Origin of the sequence: Bartonella massiliensis, from assembly GCF_902150025.1 — a bacterium.
Lineage (GTDB): Bacteria > Pseudomonadota > Alphaproteobacteria > Rhizobiales > Rhizobiaceae > Bartonella > Bartonella massiliensis.
In genome coordinates this window covers 36,584-56,326 of record NZ_CABFVS010000041.1, presented here as the reverse complement: position 1 = coordinate 56,326, position 19,743 = coordinate 36,584, and the positions used below count along the sequence as shown (strand labels likewise).

Here is a 19,743-nt window from a genome sequence, read left to right as displayed (position 1 = left end):
AAGCTTTAAAACCTTCAACCCATTCCCCTCTTGCCAATCAGTCCCTTCTGCCCTTGCACACTTATAGGCTGACAAAAAAACATAAAAGAAAACAATAGGATAAATGATCATTCATAACAGAACCACTTCATGGTATCTTCTCTTCATAGTATCCTAACGTCTACCATTGAAGACTCTCGATAAAGTTTTCATCTTTGTTTTGTTGGTAAACTTGTCTCTGCTTTCTTCTAGCATTCTTTAATATCATTAAAGCACTCCCGTTGGCTCAAAAGCCTTCATTATAAATAATTTGACGTTTTGATAACACAGGAAAATTCGGCAATTTGCCAAGTGCAACAACTTTTATTCTTTCTCTCAAAAGAAAAATTGAATTTTTCCCCCTCCCTGAAACACAACATATCTTCCATTCGTATCTCATCACCTTTTAGAAGCAAAAGGAAATATAGGCTCCATAAAAAACAATATTTTCTCGTATACACAAAACTTTTTTCCATATTGCAAAGTCTTTGCGCCTTCAGCACGACTAAATTATGCGACACATGTTGCACTGATTTTTTCAGCCAATAAATTGATCCCTTTTCACTGCAAAAATCAAAAATTATGTTCAATCTTAACATCCAAGCAAATACATCTTTCGTGAGAATAAAACACCGCTTTTCAATGAGTTATGTCAAAAATATTTAACAATACGAATTATTTATAATCTTCGACGTCTTGCAAGGCTCGAAAACTGATGCAAAACGCCGAATAGATCATGACAAGCTTTTTATGTATCTGACAGCATTATAGACACACTTATTTTTCAATTTTACTATAAAAAATATGGGGTGCACTATTCCAAACCCACTTTTTGACATCCGGCGTCATCGCCACAACACCATATCTCTGATAAATAAACGCATAAGGTCCTTTTTGCATCAGCTCACGTTGTAAATCTGCGTAAAGCTGCGCCCGCTTTTGCGGATCTTTTTGAAACAACGCCTCTTCAACTTTTTGATTCATAGCTTCATCAAAATACCCATGCTGCCAACTAGGATAGGCTGTATTTTTGGCCTCAAACCGATTATCCGGATTATAAACAAGACGTGAAGCCATGGTATGGGGATCCGCAGAATCATTATTCCATCCGATAAAAGTCGTATCAAAAGCCCGTGCATTTACCTTTGAAAACAACTGTGTCCCTGCCACACGTTCAATTTTAAGACGCACCCCTGCCTGCGCAGCACTATCTTGGATCGATTGCGCAAGCAACAAAGTATAAGGGGTATTAGAGATAAGAAAATTGGCTTCAAATCCATTCGGATACCCCGCCTCTGCTAAAAGTTTTTTGGCTTTTTGAATATCAAGTTTAAAGGGTTGCCCTTCTTTTTCATCTAAAGCTCCAAAATTGCCAAGCGGAATAAAACTTGACCGTGGAATACCAATCCCTTTGAGAAGTTTCTTGCCAAGACCTTCATAGTCGATAAGATAGTGCATGGCCAAACGTACTTTTTCCTTCGCAAAAATGGGATTTGTCATATTAAATCCCCAGTACATCATAGATGGCTCTAAGACTTCTTCAACTTTAACATCTGTTGTTTTTTTCAAGTCTGCAAGATCTTCAGGGGTTAAATTACGCGCAACATCAATATCGTGCTTTTGCAACAACAAACGTTGTGTTCCAGGCTCTGCAACATGACGAATGAGAATCTGCTTCAGCTTCGGTGCCTCTCCCCAATAATGGGAACTGGCACGCAACAAAAGAGCTTCTCCAGGACGCCAACTTTTTAACTGATAAGGACCAACACAAGCAGCATGCCCCTTCAAATAATGATTGCCCAGATCACCATTTTTTTCATGCTTCATAATCGTCTTACGATCAAGCAAAGCAGTTGCAGGACTTGCCACAATATTATTAAGAATAAGCTCTGCTGGATAAGGTTTCTCAAACTTCATGACCACCGTTTTCTCATCCGGGGCTTGCAGCGCCTCATCAACATTTTTTTCTACAATTCCATATTCATTAAAAATAGCTGCATTGGCCATCTTTAATTTAACAATCCGTTTCATACTCCAAACAAGATCATTGGCGTTGGCAGGCCGTCCATCATTAAACATCAAACCATCACGCAAATGAAAAGTAATTACCGTGCTGTGATCATCCCCAGAAACATCCCAATGTGTAGCTAATGCCGGTACCATTTTAGCAGGATTATCTGTCGCCGTACTAACGAGGTTATCACAAACATTGCGAACAATTTCACTTCCATAAACATCGTTAAGTTGCGCAGGATCAAACGTACTGACCGCATCAAGATTCCAAGCCATTACAAGCGTATCAGCAGGTGTTTTCGCTTCAATCTGTTGTGTAACCACTCCAAGTGCCACAAGAGCAGAAACAAGAGAACCGCCACTTTTCAATATTTTTCTTTTCAAGTTCATAGATTTTTCCTTTTAACGTTTATTGTATAAATTCCCCACGCAAACCAAAACGTGTAAAATAATAGTGCTAGGCGAACCATAGGCTCTAAGAGACAAACGATTAACACTTTTAAGCAATACCACTTACCAACCACACCTCCTACCCCCATATGAGCCAAACTAAAATATACACCGAAAAACACTCTGATATACGATAAATGATATAACCGATAACAAAATATATTGATGATAAAACAAACGCCTACTCTTAAATGACGACACAACCAAAACTTCTTCTCGCTCTTGTTGAGCGAGCTTGTCTCTTTTTTCTTCTAACGTTTCTTCTCTACTTTTCGCATTTTTTATTTCTAGCGTTTTTTATGTTATCAAAGCACGTCCCCTGTTGACTTAAGTACTTTCATAAACAAGAAGACTTAATATTTTGATCTTTCAATAGGATAGGAAAATTCACCCATTTTTCAGCATCAAGCACCTCACCCTCTTCTACAAGAAGAACTTTGAATTTTCTTATCATGCTCGTAAAATAACAGCCTTTAATTATTAGCTTATTCCAAAATATAAATTATATCTTATTTCAAAATAAAAAGAAGCATAGGTTCCCTGACATTTCCTTAAGCGCCCATACAAAACAAAACTTTTTTCAACATCGCTTTAAATACCTTTGTCCCTTTAGCAGCACTCAATCCCTTATTCATTGCTTATATTTCTGAACAAAAAATATATTTTCAATGAACTAAGGTTGAAATATCAAAATATAATATCTATATAAACATACCCCTATCAGAATAGATAGTCTTTTTTTTAGTAAACTGTCTTAAAACATTACTTTTATACACAGAACAATAATTAAGTCCGTTAAAAAATTTTTAACATACGAGAACACTCACTGTAATGCGAAATATTGAAATACTATAAATGTGCTCTACAAATTCTTATAAAGAAAAGTATATCACTCAATCTAATAAAATAAGCACAATATCTAATAAAAGAAATACAATGAAAATTTAGCAAAAAATGCAACAAAATACGAAAATATTTCAAAATATTATGACTAATATTACACTAATACGAATAAATAAACGCAAAAAATAAAAATTTCTTCTCATTATTTATGATAAGGACATCACTATACTATAATGATACGACAAAAAAATAAAATATTTGAAAGTATATTAAAATGAACCGAAAGAAAAAATTGTCAGCTTCTTTTCATACGTTTATTGGAGGAACATTCAGCCGTGTCAGTCTAAAATTGCTCATCCTTTCATTTTCCATTGGTATCGTAATGAATTTTTTGGGATGGACGCCTCGAAGTCTCATAAAAAAAATAGTCGATTTTTTTCAATCTCTATGGGAAACAGGATTTATAACACTTACAAACCTCTTCCATATAACCATAATGGGCGCCATTATTGTTGTACCTATTTTTCTTGTCTTGCGCATTCTTCATAGAAAATAAGCGCTTTAAACATTTTTTTTGACTAATCTTTTCGAAAAATAAAACGACATAAAAATCCGGTGGTAATAGCAATAATCACCGCAATAACACCATAGAGAAAACGATACTTGTGTGCAGCATAAAAAATTGTATAAGCGATATGTGCTTTAACAATTTCAAGCGTTGTTGTTGCACTATCAATAAACTGTTCATCACGAAAGAGATAAGCACGAACCTTATAATGTCCAACAGGGATATTGGCTGGCAAGCGAAAATGTGCTGTAAAAAGTGTGTCAGAACCAAAACGAACACCGCCTACTTCTTCATAGTAAAGACTTTTAGCTTTTTGCAGTTTCACAAGCTCATCACGAAAAGTTTGTATTTTTTTCTGATCTTTTTCATTTGTCTGCAAGGACAAATAAGGCAACCCTAATCCCAAGCGTTTATAATTTTCAATGCTTGTAATTTCATCAATTTCACGTGTTGTAACCATAGAATAAAAAAGAGGAACCTTTTTAAAAATAAGGGAATCTGTATTAACCCATACACCGGCATTGCGTTTTTTTTCCCGCATCACCATTGTCCGCCCTTGTCCCTCTAAGCTTACAACAACATCATAACGGTTTTGTCGAGAATATAAGGGATCAATATTTTCTAAAACACCCGCAATATAAAGATCGCGACCAGCAAAATTTGCATCCACCGTAATCGTATTCGTTGTTACGATAATTTGGACAGTTTCATGATCAACCTTATCAACGAATGTCGCTGTCGTCCCCAAATGTGACCATGTAGGAAAAGAAACAAAACAAAAGCAACCTGCCATGATGCATAAAGATAATAATCGACCCATTTTCATCTCATCAAAATATCCAGAGAGAAAAGATTATCTGGGCGTACAAATAACTGAAAAGCAAGACGCATACACACAACCAACACCAAAAATGCCAATGCCATACGCAATTGTTCAGCTTTTAACTTCCGTCCAGCCCGTGTTCCATATTGCGCCCCAATACTTCCTCCAAGCATTAATAAAAAAGCCAAAACAATATCAACGGACTGATGAGTTATACTTTGTAAAATTGTCGTAAAGGAAGATACAAATGTAATCTGAAAAAGTGAAGTTCCAATCACCACACTGGTTGGAACACGCAGAAGGTAAATTAATGCTGGTATCATAAAAAAACCCCCACCAATTCCCATAATAGAAGACAATAACCCCACGATAAGACCAATCCCTAACACAGGAATAATGCTGACATAGATCATAGATGTCCGGAAACGCATTTTTAACGGTAAGCGATGAATCCAGTTATGTCTCTGTCGACCTGCAAGACGAACATTGGTTTTTCCTAATCTACGCTTGCGCATCATATCGTACCAACTCTCAATAATCATCAAGCTTCCAACACTTCCAAGAAGAATCACATAAAGAAGCGAAATCATCAGATCTAATTGACCTAACTTTTTCAAAACAGAAAAAATCTGAATTCCGATTAATGAACCAGCCCCTCCTCCAAGTGCCAAAAGAATACCAAGTTTGATATCAAGCGTCCGTCTTCTAAAATGTGTAATCGCCCCTGTTACCGATGATGCAATCATCTGGTTAGCCCCTGTTCCAACAGCAATAGCAGGGGGAATATTATAAAAAATTAATAACGGCGTGATGAGAAAACCACCACCAATACCAAAAAGACCTGAAAAAAAACCAGCAACAACTCCCATACCAATCAAGATCAGCATATTGAGTGACATTTCAGCAATGGGTAAGTAAATACTCACGGATAGAACCTTCAAGATAATTTGAGGCTTTTTAACAGCTGGAGATTTTCCCTCCAACGATCCCTCTTGTCCAATAATCTCTGTTGCGTGTTTAAAAGGATAATTTTAACGGGTATAGTTTTCGCACAATCACGAATGCGCAATACATTTCACATCTATTAACATCAACATCATAAAAAATTAAAAAAACGAACTCCTTTTAAAAAGCTATAAAAACATACCGTTATCGCGCCCACAAATGCAATGGTAAAAAAACAAAGAATACTTTTTTTTAGAAAATGAGACAAAAACGATACACGTTTGTAAGACCGCGCTTTAAAAACAGAAGAAAAGTCATTCTCAATGCGATGATTAGAGGTCTGAACACCGTTCCCCTTTTCTTCTATCACAGCACGCTCCACCGTTTTCTCACCCTGTTTAACTGTTTTCTCCCCCTGTTTAAAAGCAGGCTTTAAAACATTCCCTGGCAAAAGCGCATCCCTTGGTGAAAGGACATTACTGGACACAGAGCTTTTATTTTCTTGCTGTAACCCATTTTCAACATTTGTCTGGAGTGGTGCTATACTATTTTGTTTGGAAAAGTTTTGTCCCTTGTAAAGCCGTAAGCGTTCTTGATCTCCTTCACATTCCATATGAGCAAGTTTTTGCACAACAGAATCAGACAATTTGGAACGAGACACCTGTCGTGTTACCGTTGCTTCTTCTAGGATTTTTTTTTCACGCTGCAAATTTTGAACAAGTATTTTAATCTGTTCTAAAGACTCAAAAAGCTTTTTTTCCCTTTGCCGACGGATATAATATTCAGCTAAAATGGCCCGACTAATATCATCTAAATAAGATTTAAAATGTTCTTCGGCAAAGCTCTGTTGCTTCAAAGGACGAGACGAAGGTTTCATTTGCATTTGTGCATAAACCGTGCGTAATTTTTGAGCAATATCCGACATTGTTACTTCTACAGGTGTATCTATTCTCTCCTTTTGCTCAATAAAAGAAGAAAACTGATGACTTTGAACCTGATTGGTTGCTTGGTCGACCGGATGACCCTTCGTATTCACAAACGCCTACCCCTCATTAACCTTTTTGAAAAAAAACACAAGAAATGATAAGAAAGTATGCTCTATTTTAGTAAATAGAGCTTTAAGAGTTCCCAAAAACTTTTTTATTAAAAATATTTTCCCCCAATCATTATCCAAAATATTTAAAAGAAAAAATATTTCCCCTACTCTCAAGATTTGAAGAGCATAGTCATTTCCCCTACTTTTATTTTTTTTACTTAAATTTTTCATGGCATAAAGTCCCTATCGCATCATCATAAAAAAAGCCTATAAAACTAAAAAACAATATTCTCACAAAACAGATTGATTTTTTTTACCTTTTATTCAAGCAAATAAGGCAATTATGACCATGCAAAAGAAATGAAGATTGAAAATGATGACAAGAAAGTACAAGTAAACATCAAAAAAGGTTTAAATTCAAAGAGAATACAAGTTATAAATGAAACTTTATTCTAAACAATTTGGTTTCTTGTAAGTCTTGCTATAAACTTGTGATCATATAAACAAAGAGGATCATTATGAAGATAATTGTCGCTGTCAAACGTGTTGTTGATTACAATATCAAGATACGCGTCAAACCCGATAGCACTGATGTTGATCTGTCTCATGTAAAAATGTCTATGAATCCTTTTGACGAAATAGCCGTAGAGGAGGCCATTCGCCAGAAAGAATCTGGTAAAATTTCAGAAATTGTTCTTGTTTCAATTGGACCGGAAGCCGCCCAAGAAACTTTACGAACAGGGCTTGCAATGGGGGCTGATCGCGCCCTTCTTGTCACAACAGATCAAACACTTGAACCTTTAAGCATTGCTAAGGTTCTCAAAGCCATTGTTGATGAAGAAAAACCCGATATGGTCTTTTTAGGAAAGCAAGCGATTGATGACGATAGCAACCAAACGGGACAAATGCTCGCCGCTCTTCTTGGTTGGGGGCAGGCAACTTTTGCCTCACATCTTAACATAGAAAATGGGCAGGCTATCGTTACGCGTGAGGTCGACAATGGAACACAAACCCTTTGTCTTCCCCTTCCCATGGTTATGACCACCGATTTACGGCTCAATGAACCGCGTTATACCTCTCTTCCCAATATCATGAAAGCAAAAAAGAAAATCATTGAACAAAAAGCACTTGCTAATTTTGATATCGATACGAAAGCACGCTTGACAATTTTAAGTATTGAAGAGCCCAAACCACGTCAATCTGGGATTAAAGTGGCGAATGTCGCAGAGCTTATCAGTGCCCTAAAACAAAAAGACTGCATTTAATATTTTCTAGAGTCAAAGCAATACGCACATATAAAGGGAAAAAAACTTATGGCAATTCTTTTATTGGCCGATCATAATACACAAGAAACCGCAAAAGCGCTCACCGCTGCGCGTGCAATCGGTAACGATATCGATATTTTGGTTTGCGGAGAAAACATTCAAACAATAGCCGAAAACAGTGCTAAACTTGATGGTGTGCGGCAAGTTCTTATGGCTGAGGCTGATTATTTAGCCTATCAACTCGCCGAACCGATGGCAGATACAATCATCAAATTAGCCAATGAGTATGATGTGATCATGGCAGCCTCCAGCACAACTGGAAAAAATGTGATGCCACGCGTAGCTGCTCTTCTTGATCTTATGCAAATTTCAGATATTACCGCCGTTCTTTCACCCGATACCTTCAAACGCCCCATTTATGCAGGCAATGCACTTGAAACAGTCCGCAGTAATGATCACAAAAAGATTATAACCATTCGCACCGCCTCTTTCACACCAACGCCTTCCCAAAATAAGGCAGCCCCCATTAAAACAATAACACCAGCGCCCAATCCTAATCTTTCTTCTTTCGTCAAAGCAGAAACGCATAAAAGTGATCGCCCAGACCTTACCTCTGCACGTGTTATTATCTCAGGTGGACGTGGTCTTGGTTCCCAAGAACAATTTATGGCGCTTCTTCTTCCCCTTGCAAAAAAATTAGAAGCCGCTTTAGGAGCCAGCCGCGCAGCGGTTGATGCAGGCTATGCTCCTAACGATTGGCAAATTGGACAAACAGGAAAAGTCGTTGCCCCCAAACTCTATATCGCCGTTGGCATTTCCGGTGCAATCCAGCATTTAGCCGGTATAATGGATGCACAAATTATTGTTGCCATTAATAAAGATGAAGAAGCACCTATCATGCAAATCGCTGATTACACCCTTGTTGGAGATCTCCACCAAATTATTCCAGAATTCGAGAAAGCTTTATAAGCCATGCATGCTCCTCAGCCTCTTCAACACGAAAAGACGATATTTAGCAAAATTGTTGTTGAAGAAAAACCAATAAAATTTTTTGCTATGCACATTGTTGCTTTACCTCTTGTGGTCAATCCACACCAAACCGTTCCAGAATTGGAGAAAGCTTTATAAACTATGAAAGCACCTCTGCATGATCAGCGTGAAAGTATGGAGTTTGACATCGTCATTGTCGGAGCAGGACCGGCAGGACTTTCTGCTGCAATTCGCCTGAAACAAATTAATCCTGAGCTTTCTGTTACCATTGTTGAAAAAGGAACCGAAGTCGGGGCGCATATTATCTCTGGCGCCGTTATTGATCCCATTGGGATCGATACACTCTTACCAGAATGGCGAAAGGACCACGACCATCCTTTCACAACCCCTGTGACCCGTGACCAATTTTTTTTTCTAAAGCCTCAAAAAGCAACACGATTGCCCCATATCTTACATCCTAAAATCTTATCCAATGACGGGTGTTATATCGTTTCGCTTGGCAATGTTTGCCGCTGGCTCAGCAAAAAAGCCGAAGCGTTGGGTGTTGAAATCTATCCAGGGTTTGCCGCAACACAAACCATCCAAAACGAGGACGGCGCTATCATTGGTGTTCTCACCGGTGATATGGGGCTTAACAAAGATGGAAGCCCTGGAAAAAATTATATGCCTGGTATGGCGTTATTGGCAAAATATACTCTGATTGCGGAAGGCGCACGCGGCTCCATTGCAAAACAACTGATACAACATTTTAACTTGAACAAAAATCGTGATCCCCAAAAATTTGGACTTGGTCTCAAAGAACTCTGGAAAATTGATCCCCAAAAACACCAACGCGGCTTAGTTCAACATTTCACTGGCTGGCCCTTAGACAAAAATACCGGCGGTGGTGGTTTTCTTTATCACCAAGAAAACAATATCATTTCTGTTGGTTTTGTTGTGCACTTAGATTATAAAAATCCTTATCTTTCTCCTTTTGAAGAATTTCAGCGCTTTAAAACACATCCACAAATCTATGAAATCTTCAAAGGTGCAAAATGTCTTTCTTATGGGGCACGTGTTATCAGTGAAGGAGGCTGGCAATCTGTACCAAAACTCACCTTTCCTGGTGGCGCACTTATTGGTTGCTCTGCTGGCTTTGTCAATGTTCCTCGTATCAAAGGATCACACAATGCCATCTTATCGGGCATATTAGCGGCCGACAAAATTGCGACCGCTCTTGCGCAAGGACGCGCCCATGATGAGGTCAAAGAAATCGAAGAACAATGGCGAAAAGGCCCCATTGGCAAAGATCTTTATCAAGTGCGAAATGCCAAACCACTCTGGACAAAATATGGGTTTAAACTTGCCGGTTTTGATATGTGGTGGCAGCAACTGTTCGGATTTTCCTTATTTAAAACACTCTCCCATGACAAGGAAGATTACGCCTGTCTTGAACCCGCAGAAAAATTTCAACCCATTGCTTACCCAAAACCCGATAGTGTGATAACTTTTGACCGCCTGACAAGTGTTGCCCTTTCCAATACGCACCATGAAGAAAATCAACCTTGTCATTTAAAAATAAACTCATTAGAAAAACAAAAGGACTCCGAATATGCAATCTATGGAGGACCTTCCACACGCTATTGCCCTGCCGCTGTTTACGAATGGCTAGAACATGATGATCATCTAACGTATATAATTAACGCTTCAAATTGCATACATTGCAAAACATGCGACATCAAAGATCCAAACCAAAATATCACTTGGCTCTGTCCGCAAGGCAATGAGGGCCCCTTCTATCCCAATATGTAATCCCCCAATAACTCATTATTGTTTATTCTCTTAAAATATCAATATATTGATTTATAATGATGATATAGAATAATTCAACGTCAATGAGAACCTTGAATACTGGAAGATTCTAATCAACTCAATTCTCTCTCATGTTGAATTAATCAAATTCATTTTGTTTGCACGTTACAAGTAGGAAAGCCCGTATGGATAAAAACTGTACAATAAAAATGCCTCTTCATGAATCGTCTGACGTGCTAAGAACTGTCACAAAATCGGAAGCAGATCTCAAATGTGTGATAATACCGGCTTGCTTCTTCATAAGCATAAAGATGGGACTGCTTAATGGCTTTAACGTTATACTCTTCATGGGCGCCGTCGTAAAATGGGTGTGACGTTCTTTAAGAGATGTTTCTTTAAAACAAGCCCGTGAAACTGCACACCAATGGCGTTCTATTCTTCGTAAAGGTTGTGCCCCCCATTAGACACGCAATAAACAAAAGCGTGAGGCAATCTGCATGATTTAAAAGATATTGCTTGAGAGACTTTTGAAAGTCGCAAAGCTGAAGTGAATAAGATGGTAAGGCTAGTAATTGGTTTGCGCCTTTAAAACTTCATATCCTCCCTAAATTAAACTGTCTGCCGATTTCAGAGATTACACCAACAAAAGATACGCTATCCCCTTGCCCCATCTGGCATAAAAAAGCTGGAACAGCTTGAATGGCATTGATGTGTCTTAAATCTTTGTCGCAAAATATGCGGCGACCTTAAGTGTAGATGTTGATTTACCAGCAACCGAAAAAGCATAGGCTCTCTATAAGGCAAACAACACCATAAAACGTAAAACATACCGACTATTAAGAGATAGCCCAACTTTTTGTAAGAGGGGTAAAGTGTGATAAGTTAAAAGCTTTTACTCAAGATAAAAAGTGATAAGTTTTCTATTATAAATCAAATTATTAAGATAAAAATGAACCTTAAAAGTTTCTAAGATAAACCTGATATTGTTAAGGATATAGAGAATATAACAAAATATTTTTCTGATAAGGACTTATGTTTAATCAATAACGATAAAGAGAGCTGTAAGTTAGCTATTTATATTTCAAAAAGGTCTGTTTATACTTGCTCAGAAAAAATATTAATGAAGCTTTTGAAAAAGAGCCGTTATGAAAATAATCCAGAAAGCTTAAGCCTTTAAAAGAGCCCAACCAAACGTGAGAGGGTAGCATAGATAAAATTGTTTTTTGCTTCTCGACAGGAAGACTTTGTAAAAAATGATCGAACTGATAGGATGTTGATAGCTGAAGTTTATTTTACTAAAAATAAGATAATGATGACCAAAATAAATGATAATGTGAGATGAAAATTTAAATATGAGAGTAAAGGGATCTCCTTGTGAAATAACCGATTATTCAAGCAAGTTAAACCCGAACAAATAAGCCATTGTTAAGCCGCTGTTGTTAAACCATTGTCAGGATAAAGATGTGCTGGTAAAAAATAGGCAAAAATAACTTATCGATATGGATACAAATCTTGATAAGATCTTGTAGTAAGGGCAGTTTGATGAAGAGACAAGAGCATGTGTGAAAACGCATATTTTATAGGTGCGCATGCTTATTGTGCACCCATCATAGAACCAGGGCTTTATCTTGTGGCAACGCCCATTGGAAATCTTGCCGATATTACACTTCGCGCTTTGCAAGTGCTGGCAAGCGTTGACATTTTAGCATGTGAAGATACACGAGTAACGCGTATTTTATTGGAACGTTACGGTATTGAGAAAAAAACTTTCCTTTATCATGAATATAACGCGCAAAAAGCAGGTCCGAAACTCTTAGCAGCTTTAGCGGAAAACAAAACGGTAGCGCTTGTTTCTGATGCAGGAACACCACTTATTTCTGATCCTGGATTTCGATTGGTGGAAGAAGCCCGTACAGCGGGGCATAAAATTGTTCCAATCCCTGGAGCCTCAGCTCTTTTAGCGGCTCTAATACCGACAGGACTTCCAACCGATAGCTTTTTCTTTGCTGGTTTTTTGAATGCACGCAAAACACAGCGTCAAAAACGACTGGAACAATTAAAAAACATTCCAGCAACTTTGATTTTTTATGAATCACCACATCGTCTTGTTGAAACTTTACAGGATATGGTCACTGTTTTTTCAGCAGAGCAACCAGCCGCAATTTGTCGTGAATTAACAAAAAAGTTTGAAACCATTAATGTTTCCAATTTAGGGGATTTGTTGGAAAATTATAAAAAACAGACACAGATTCGTGGGGAAATTGTTGTGCTTGTTGGAGAAGCTTCTTCTGCTTTAAATGTGATCAGTGATCAAGAAGTTGATGAAATGTTATTAGAACATGCACAAACACATTCTGCTGCTCAAGCAGCAGCTTTGGTTGCTAAAAAGACTGGAGTTAAAAAGCAGAAACTCTTTCAGCGGTTGATTTTTTTAAAAAATGCGTAAGACGATACAAAAAAAACAGAGACAAAAGTCTTTTTATCGAGGGGTTCGTGCAGAAAAACTAGCCGCGTGGTGGTTACGTTTCAAAGGATTTCACATTGCGGAAATGCGTTTTAAAACAAAGTGTGGGGAAATTGATTTAATTGCACGACGTGGAAATCTTGTGTTAATTGTTGAAGTTAAAGCACGTTCAACGTTGATGGAAGCAATGGAAGCGGTTTCTCGAACCAATGAAAGACGAATTGAGGCCGCCGCTGATATTTGGCTTGCACGACAAAAAGATTATGCTCTTTTGTCTGTACGCTTTGATTTGATTGCCATTTTACCTTGGCGTTGGCCACAACATATCCCTGCATTTTTTACATCGGATCACTAAGAGGAGGTACCCGTTTTAACCATGCTCAATAAAAAACATTTCTCCTTTATGTGCATATGCGTTAAAAAGTGTGTAAGCGTTTGAGCGCTATAAGGAGCAAAATATGGATGATTATGAAAAGTTTGCAACAGGTTTACTCATTGTTTTTGGAGCGCTAATTATTGGTGGTTTAATGGCAATGCATATTGTACTGATGAATAAACCAGGTTTTTTATTTGCCTTAGCCGCCGCTGTTGTGGGTTGGTTTTCTGCTTTTGCCATTCTGTTTGACAAGCCCAAAATCTATTTGGGGTTGATTATTCTTTCTATACTCTTTGTTGCTTCCTCAATTAGCATGTATGTTAGTTAAAACACTTAAAGATGTTGATGGGGCTTCCTTTTAAAAGGTAAAACTGAAGAATAAAAAAACAAAACTAAGGAATAAAAATGAGACTTGGCTTTTTGGGAACAGGCACAATCAGCGCTTCAATGGTCGATGGACTGATGAAAAGCGCCTTTAATGTTTCTTCCATTATTGTTTCACCGCGCAATGCACAAACAGCAGAGCGTCTTTCACGCACTTATGGTAAAGTGATGATTGCTAAAAATAACCAAGCATTGCTCGATATGAGTGATTGTGTTTTCCTTTGTTTACCCAACCAAATTGCAGAAAGCGTTTTGCGTTCTCTTCGTTTTCGTCCAGAACAACAGGTTATTTCCGTTCTTGCTATGGCAAAAGCCGCAGAAGTGGAAGCGTGGATCAACCATAAAGTTTATCGTGCTGTTCCGTTACCTTTTGTTGCAGAGTGCAAAAATTTAACCCCCATTTATCCCGATCACCCCTTTTTACGCACTTTATTTGATGCCTTGGGGGGAACATTGGTGCTCGATAAAGAAGAACAATTTAATCTTTTTATGACAGCGGGTTCTCTTATGGGCGTATATTTTAATTTTATAGAAACAGCCCATCAATGGTTTATAACACAAGGGTTAAAAAAGCAGCAATCAGCAGAGTTCCTTACCATGATGTTTGGAAATCTTACGGATGAAATGCGTAAAATTATCGCAACAGATCGTTCTACCGCTCTTAATTTTGCAGAGCTTGAAAAAGAATTTTCAACAAAGGGGGGGACAAATGAGTTTTTATCCAATTATTTTTCTCATCAAGGGGGAAGGAATGCTTTAACAGCGGCTCTTGAAGCGACTTTACAAAAAATGAATGCTCCTTAAAAAGACTTGACCAATATCTTTTCTCATCTCAATGAAGAAAGCGTTATGGATCTTTTAATTGAGCTTTTTGTGAGCATGAATTGATAAAATTGTCTGCTATAGATCTTTTGAAGAGCAAGACAAATGAGCGTCTCCCCCCTATCCTACCCCTTTAACTTAAATGGATAGAGGTAAATCCTCCGATTAAGCTTCACAATATTTTTATCGCACAAAATTGCTTATAGGAAGATCATTCACCCTTTAATATATAAATTCTTTAACATATAAAATGAGAATACTGACAAAATCTTTTCCCATTTCTCTTAAATTTTTTTATCGTGAAATAAAAAACGGTTGTTTGTCTATCAAAAAAGAAAACAACATTGCAATAAAATCATTGAAAAAGAGCGTAAAGTGGCTTCTTTATACAAAATAGAGGAAAGTAGAGAAAAGCTTTGCGAGAGGAAAGTACATAACGCATAGTGGCTCATGGCATATACCTTTTATTTTAAATAAAAATACTATGAGATCTATACATTTCACAAGAATTTTTATGCTATATTATTTACAGGCACGAGCGTGAAATAAATGACACAGCTTAAAAGATATTATCTTTTAAAACAATTTATTACATAAGAAATATCAATGTATCCTTGAGAGTTTTGTTATTTTGTAAAAAGCATATTTTGACAACAGAATGCAAAAGATCAACATAAGGGAATAATAACAGAGCCTTAGATGTCTTGATCATCAAAAGCACTAAAAATCCTTAGAGAATACATTATCTTTTCAAAAGTGATTTTATTAAATCCACATATTCCAAATCCACCTTGATTGAGTGATAAAAAACATCACGCGCTCTCAGTCAAATATATTTCACCAAAATATTTTATTTTTCTATCTTCTAAAACAAACTTTGTAATTTTGAGATTTATATTGAGCAAACATGTATCGAAAAATACTTTATTTACACGAAAAGTAAGAGACCGTTTTATAAATCCATTGATTTTTAAAATATTTTTTACAGTTTTTCTCAAATTATTTTTTATATTCTGTGTTCTTCTTTTAGCCTCAATGCCAATATTTTTTCTACCTCAAAGCTTTAGTGCTCCGTTTTCTTCCTATTCAAGTTCCCTCAATACATAATGCATTTTTTGTTTTAAGCGATATACAAGATACTGATTTAATAAAGGTTATTCACTTTTTGCATGTTGAATGAGAGACCTCAACATTGTAATATTTTCTCATTTCAAATCTGTTTATCGCCAATCAATCAATATCCTTGGCTTGCACGAAGATAAGGGAGCATATGGAGGAAACTGTATAAGATAAGAACTAAAAATGCCTTTTCATGAATCGTCTTAACAAACCCCAAGGGTTGGTTCACAACACTCAAAGGCTGGCATAAATATATGATCAAGTGTGTGATCATACCGGCTTATTACTCCATAAGCGTAAAGATGGAAGGCTCAATCGATTATCGTCAAACCATTCACGAAAAGCGTCACAAAATGGGTGTGACACGCCTTGAGAGCTATTTCTTTATACGCCACTCGACCATTAAAGCTTCCCTTATCCCCTAGCAAAAAAACAACTATTTTTATGTCTTTCATGATTGTATTTTAGCAAACGCTCTTAAACAAACATCCCTTCAAAAGAGTTTATTTTTTATCTGATCAACAATGGTACGATACAGTTGAGCATGCTCGCCATCAGGCTGAGCAACAAAAATAGGGGTCCCCTCATCTGAAGAAAATCGTAAAGCGGCATCAAGCGGTATTTCTGCTAAGAAAGGAATCTCTCGACGCTCTGCTTCTGACCGTGCCCCACCATGACCAAAAATATCATAGCGTTTTCCTGTATCTGGAGCAATAAAATAACTCATATTCTCAATGAGTCCTAAAATAGGAACATTGACTTTCATAAACATTTCTATCGCTTTACGTGCATCAACCAAAGCAAGATCCTGCGGTGTAGAAACCACCAACGCACCGGTTAATTGTACCTGTTGCGCAAGCGTTAATTGCGCATCTCCTGTCCCTGGCGGCATATCCACGACTAAAACATCCAAAGGCCCCCATACAACATCTCGTAATAATTGCGTTACAGCCGCCATAACCATAGGACCACGCCATACGACCGGCTTTTCTTCTTCCACCAAAAATCCCATCGACATCAATTGAAGACCAAATTTTTCAAGAGGTTGAATCTTTTTTCCTCCAATAAGCTGCGGCTTTTGATTAACAAGCCCTGTCAAACGTGGCAAAGATGGTCCATAGATATCCGCATCCATCACCCCTGTTTTGAAGCCAGAATCTTGTAAAGCTAAGGCGACATTGATCGCCATCGTAGATTTTCCAACCCCTCCTTTTCCAGAAGCAACAGCAATCACATGCTTCACACCTTCTATAGGCATTTTTACGGGTAAGGGATTGGTTCTGCGTCTTAGCACTGCCTTTGTTGTCTTTTCTGCTGTAAGGGTGACAACCACAGATTTTACCCCCTCCAAAGCGCACACCAGCTCTTCAGCAGCACGACGCAATGTTTCCCATTCTTGTACACGTCCATCGGGAACTGTAATGGAAAAGAAAACCTTACCATCAGCAATCAATATTTCTGAAAGAAGCCCCAACGATACAATATCGCTTTCAAGATCTGGTCCTTTGATCTCACGTAATACGTTGCGGACAGTCTCACTGGTAATAGGATCCACGTTCTTTCCTCTCTACAAAAATGCTAAAAATACAAGCATAAGAACGAAAAATATTGACAGGTTTATCACCTAAAATTTTCTACTTTACTCAGAAACTATAAAGTATAAATGACTTCTATCTTATCTCTTTAAAAATTAAGAAAACACCCTTAAAATAAAGAAATTAAAACACAAAATCTGCTATAAAAGCTTATCAAGCACATTTCTTCGCATAAAACTTTGATTTATAATAATAATCTAGTGTTATTCAACTTGAATGAAAGTCAATAGCGTATGATTCTAATCATTATCAAATCTGTTTATCTTGAATCAATCAAAATCACTGGCTTGGCACATCATAAGCGGGGAAATCCCGTGTAAATACAAGGCGTGTGGTGCAAAACTGTATAAGATAAGGACTAAAAATGGCTTTTCATAAACCATCTTACAAGCCCAAAAGATGATCTGCAGCACTCAACGGTTGGCAACAAGTGTATGATGGTGCCGACGTGCTTCTTTACAAATGTAAAGACGCGTGGGCTTAATGGCTATTTACGGGGGGCTCTATCGTTATACCATTCGCAGGGGCTTTACCGTTATATTCTTTACAAGCGCCGTCGCGAAATAGCTGTAGTGTGCACTTTGAGAGATGTCTCTATTAAAAACAAGCCTGGGAATTGGCAACATATCTATATTCCATTGGGGCCTATATCCCATTTTGGGTGTTCTATTTTACGTAAAGGGCGTGCCCCCATTAAAAGACCATGTAAGAAACAAAAATCTCCACTATTGAAAAGATATAACTCTAGATGCTTTTGAAAGTCATAAAACTGAATTCAAAGAATGACAGTAAAGATGGGAACTGTTTTTCACCTTTAAAGCGGCATATTCTTCCCCCAAAATTAGGCGGACAAATTAGGTTGCCAAAGTAGATGGTCTGTCGGTTTTAGAGATTCCCCAAACGAAAGATACACAATACTCTTTCCCCTATTTAGCATAGAAAATATAGAACAGCTCGTGCTGCACTAAACTGTCTTAATCGTTGTCTTTAAACATGCGACTGCTCTGGAATTGAATATTGACTTACAGCAACAAAAAAACAAAAGCTCTTGTTAAGGCAAACAAACGTCATAAAACTATTCCCAGCAATGGATTGGAAAGATGTGCCGGCTTTGCCCCAGTCCTAAAATGTTACGGACCAGCCCTTGGGCTTGTAAGACGGTTCATAAAAAGCCATTTTAGTCCTCATCTTATACAGTCTCGCGCCACACGCCTTGTATTCACACCGGCTTCTCCCGTTTATAATGTGCCAAGCCAGTGATTTTGATTGATTCAAGATAAACAGATTTGAAATAATGAGAATCATACGTTATTCGTGACTTTCATTCAAATTGAATAACACGATATTATTATAAATCAATTTGTTATCTTTATAAAAAAACGCTTTGTCAAAAAACAACAATGACACCTTTAGCTTTACGTTTGCTTATCCTTATAAGTATTTATACACACCTTTTACGCCATATTTGTAAAGATCAGATTGAGGGGAATATAGGGACTATTCTTGGACTCAAGGGTATGAAAGGCAAGCGTGATGCGACAATAAAATTTCTCATGACCCTTATCATCTGAAGTATTAGAAACTCTAAAACAAACGCGTCTGCTTTCTCACAATGCTTGCTTTTTTATGAAAAATCATGCTCCTCTTGGAATAACGACTTTAAAGAATTGTCTGATAAAGTTTTATAAAAAGCCAAACTGAAAAAAGCACTGAATATAAAAAGTATATTTAAAACTGATCCTACAACAATTCGTCACACTTTCTCTCATTTTTTAACGCCTTAATCATTTATTTTCTCTATACGCAATCATGATATTTGTGCCACTTTAAAATACCATAAAACAAGTGTCACAAACAATTATAAAGTGATTTGTATTTTTTTAAGAGAGCGAGAAAAACAATCTAAGATTGACTTTTTTTATATTTTTCCTTATGGATTATCAGCCGTATTGATTAAGATAAAATTGTTCATTTCGCGCATAACTGTTCATAAAACTTAAAATATAAGAAGGGCCGCACGCCGCGGTATTTAAATAAATGAAACGTACCTACCAACCCTCTAAACTTGTCCGTAAACGTCGCCATGGGTTTCGTGCACGCATGGCCACAGCTGGAGGACGTAAAGTTATTGCTGCAAGACGTGCTCGTGGACGTAAGCGGCTTTCTGCTTAACTGTTGAAATTTTCACAACCGTGAAGGATTGCTCACCATTTCTTCGTTGTGAAGCTTTTTTTATGAACT

Annotated in this window: 18 protein-coding genes and 1 pseudogene; 13 read left to right on the top strand and 6 right to left on the bottom strand. The window is 37.4% G+C overall.

Translation table 11 applies throughout. From position 1 onward, the window contains the following. Positions 1-795: 795 nt before the first annotated feature. Entirely contained in the window at positions 796-2,421 is a 1,626-nt protein-coding gene (locus tag FNZ60_RS08705; protein ID WP_142417188.1) for an ABC transporter substrate-binding protein, read from the bottom strand. A gap of 1,177 nt (positions 2,422-3,598) precedes the next feature. Here FNZ60_RS08705 and FNZ60_RS08700 point away from each other — a divergent pair. Then, on the top strand, positions 3,599-3,880 hold the full coding sequence (locus FNZ60_RS08700) for a DUF6460 domain-containing protein (RefSeq protein ID WP_142417187.1): 282 nt from the start codon (positions 3,599-3,601) through the stop codon (positions 3,878-3,880). A gap of 22 nt (positions 3,881-3,902) precedes the next feature. On the opposite strand, the gene FNZ60_RS08695 is transcribed toward FNZ60_RS08700, so the two are convergent. From FNZ60_RS08695 to FNZ60_RS08680, 4 genes are all read right to left on the bottom strand, one after another. After that, positions 3,903-4,712 carry a TIGR02186 family protein gene (locus FNZ60_RS08695; RefSeq protein ID WP_142417186.1) on the bottom strand — a complete coding sequence of 270 codons (810 nt, stop codon included), beginning with the start codon at positions 4,710-4,712 and terminating at the stop codon, positions 3,903-3,905. A 2-nt stretch (positions 4,713-4,714) separates the two neighbouring features. Continuing rightward, complete coding sequence (locus FNZ60_RS08690; RefSeq protein ID WP_142417185.1) at positions 4,715-5,641, bottom strand: sulfite exporter TauE/SafE family protein; 927 nt, start codon at positions 5,639-5,641, stop codon at positions 4,715-4,717. Positions 5,642-5,811: 170 nt separating this feature from the next. Further along, positions 5,812-6,696 carry a hypothetical protein gene (locus FNZ60_RS08685; protein ID WP_142417184.1) on the bottom strand — a complete coding sequence of 295 codons (885 nt, stop codon included), beginning with the start codon at positions 6,694-6,696 and terminating at the stop codon, positions 5,812-5,814. A gap of 6 nt (positions 6,697-6,702) precedes the next feature. Then, complete coding sequence (locus tag FNZ60_RS08680) at positions 6,703-6,927, bottom strand: hypothetical protein (RefSeq protein ID WP_142417183.1); 225 nt, start codon at positions 6,925-6,927, stop codon at positions 6,703-6,705. A gap of 287 nt (positions 6,928-7,214) precedes the next feature. Here FNZ60_RS08680 and FNZ60_RS08675 point away from each other — a divergent pair, with 287 nt between their 5' ends. The 10 genes and pseudogenes from FNZ60_RS08675 (at position 7,215) to FNZ60_RS09800 (ending at position 16,332) form a co-directional block, all read left to right on the top strand. Beyond that, positions 7,215-7,961, top strand: a complete 747-nt coding sequence (locus tag FNZ60_RS08675; protein WP_142417182.1) for an electron transfer flavoprotein subunit beta/FixA family protein — start codon at positions 7,215-7,217, stop codon at positions 7,959-7,961. Between the two features lie 48 nt (positions 7,962-8,009). Beyond that, positions 8,010-8,930, top strand: a complete 921-nt coding sequence (locus FNZ60_RS08670) for an electron transfer flavoprotein subunit alpha/FixB family protein (RefSeq protein WP_142417181.1) — start codon at positions 8,010-8,012, stop codon at positions 8,928-8,930. Between the two features lie 3 nt (positions 8,931-8,933). Beyond that, a complete protein-coding gene (locus FNZ60_RS09805; protein ID WP_185913560.1) occupies positions 8,934-9,089 on the top strand; it encodes a hypothetical protein in 156 nt (51 codons plus the stop codon). 3 nt (positions 9,090-9,092) lie between these two features. Continuing rightward, entirely contained in the window at positions 9,093-10,742 is a 1,650-nt protein-coding gene (locus tag FNZ60_RS08665; RefSeq protein ID WP_142417180.1) for an electron transfer flavoprotein-ubiquinone oxidoreductase, read from the top strand. A 277-nt stretch (positions 10,743-11,019) separates the two neighbouring features. Beyond that, positions 11,020-11,527, top strand: a pseudogene (locus FNZ60_RS10305) (integrase arm-type DNA-binding domain-containing protein); the annotation flags it as partial. Positions 11,528-12,300: 773 nt separating this feature from the next. After that, entirely contained in the window at positions 12,301-13,188 is an 888-nt protein-coding gene (gene rsmI, locus FNZ60_RS08655; protein ID WP_142417179.1) for a 16S rRNA (cytidine(1402)-2'-O)-methyltransferase, read from the top strand. A 4-nt stretch (positions 13,189-13,192) separates the two neighbouring features. Next, the gene (locus FNZ60_RS08650) at positions 13,193-13,561 is read left to right on the top strand and encodes a YraN family protein (RefSeq protein WP_185913562.1); all 369 of its coding nucleotides are present in this window, start codon (positions 13,193-13,195) and stop codon (positions 13,559-13,561) included. Positions 13,562-13,664: 103 nt separating this feature from the next. Beyond that, positions 13,665-13,910: a hypothetical protein gene (locus tag FNZ60_RS08645; RefSeq protein WP_142417177.1), complete on the top strand. Its 246-nt coding sequence runs from the start codon at positions 13,665-13,667 to the stop codon at positions 13,908-13,910. 77 nt (positions 13,911-13,987) lie between these two features. Continuing rightward, positions 13,988-14,770, top strand: coding sequence for a pyrroline-5-carboxylate reductase (locus tag FNZ60_RS08640; protein ID WP_142417176.1), 783 nt, complete (start codon positions 13,988-13,990; stop codon positions 14,768-14,770). Positions 14,771-16,161: 1,391 nt separating this feature from the next. Further along, the gene (locus FNZ60_RS09800) at positions 16,162-16,332 is read left to right on the top strand and encodes a hypothetical protein (RefSeq protein WP_185913558.1); all 171 of its coding nucleotides are present in this window, start codon (positions 16,162-16,164) and stop codon (positions 16,330-16,332) included. A gap of 68 nt (positions 16,333-16,400) precedes the next feature. Here FNZ60_RS09800 and FNZ60_RS08635 read toward each other — a convergent pair whose 3' ends face one another. Further along, the gene (locus tag FNZ60_RS08635) at positions 16,401-17,462 is read right to left on the bottom strand and encodes an Mrp/NBP35 family ATP-binding protein (protein ID WP_142417175.1); all 1,062 of its coding nucleotides are present in this window, start codon (positions 17,460-17,462) and stop codon (positions 16,401-16,403) included. A gap of 1,440 nt (positions 17,463-18,902) precedes the next feature. Between FNZ60_RS08635 and FNZ60_RS09795 the strand changes: the two genes are divergently transcribed. Together FNZ60_RS09795 and rpmH are read left to right on the top strand one after the other, a co-directional pair. Then, a complete protein-coding gene (locus FNZ60_RS09795; RefSeq protein ID WP_185913556.1) occupies positions 18,903-19,073 on the top strand; it encodes a hypothetical protein in 171 nt (56 codons plus the stop codon). A gap of 466 nt (positions 19,074-19,539) precedes the next feature. Further along, the gene (gene rpmH / locus FNZ60_RS08625) at positions 19,540-19,674 is read left to right on the top strand and encodes a 50S ribosomal protein L34 (RefSeq protein WP_005864709.1); all 135 of its coding nucleotides are present in this window, start codon (positions 19,540-19,542) and stop codon (positions 19,672-19,674) included. The last annotated feature ends 69 nt before the right edge of the window (positions 19,675-19,743 follow it).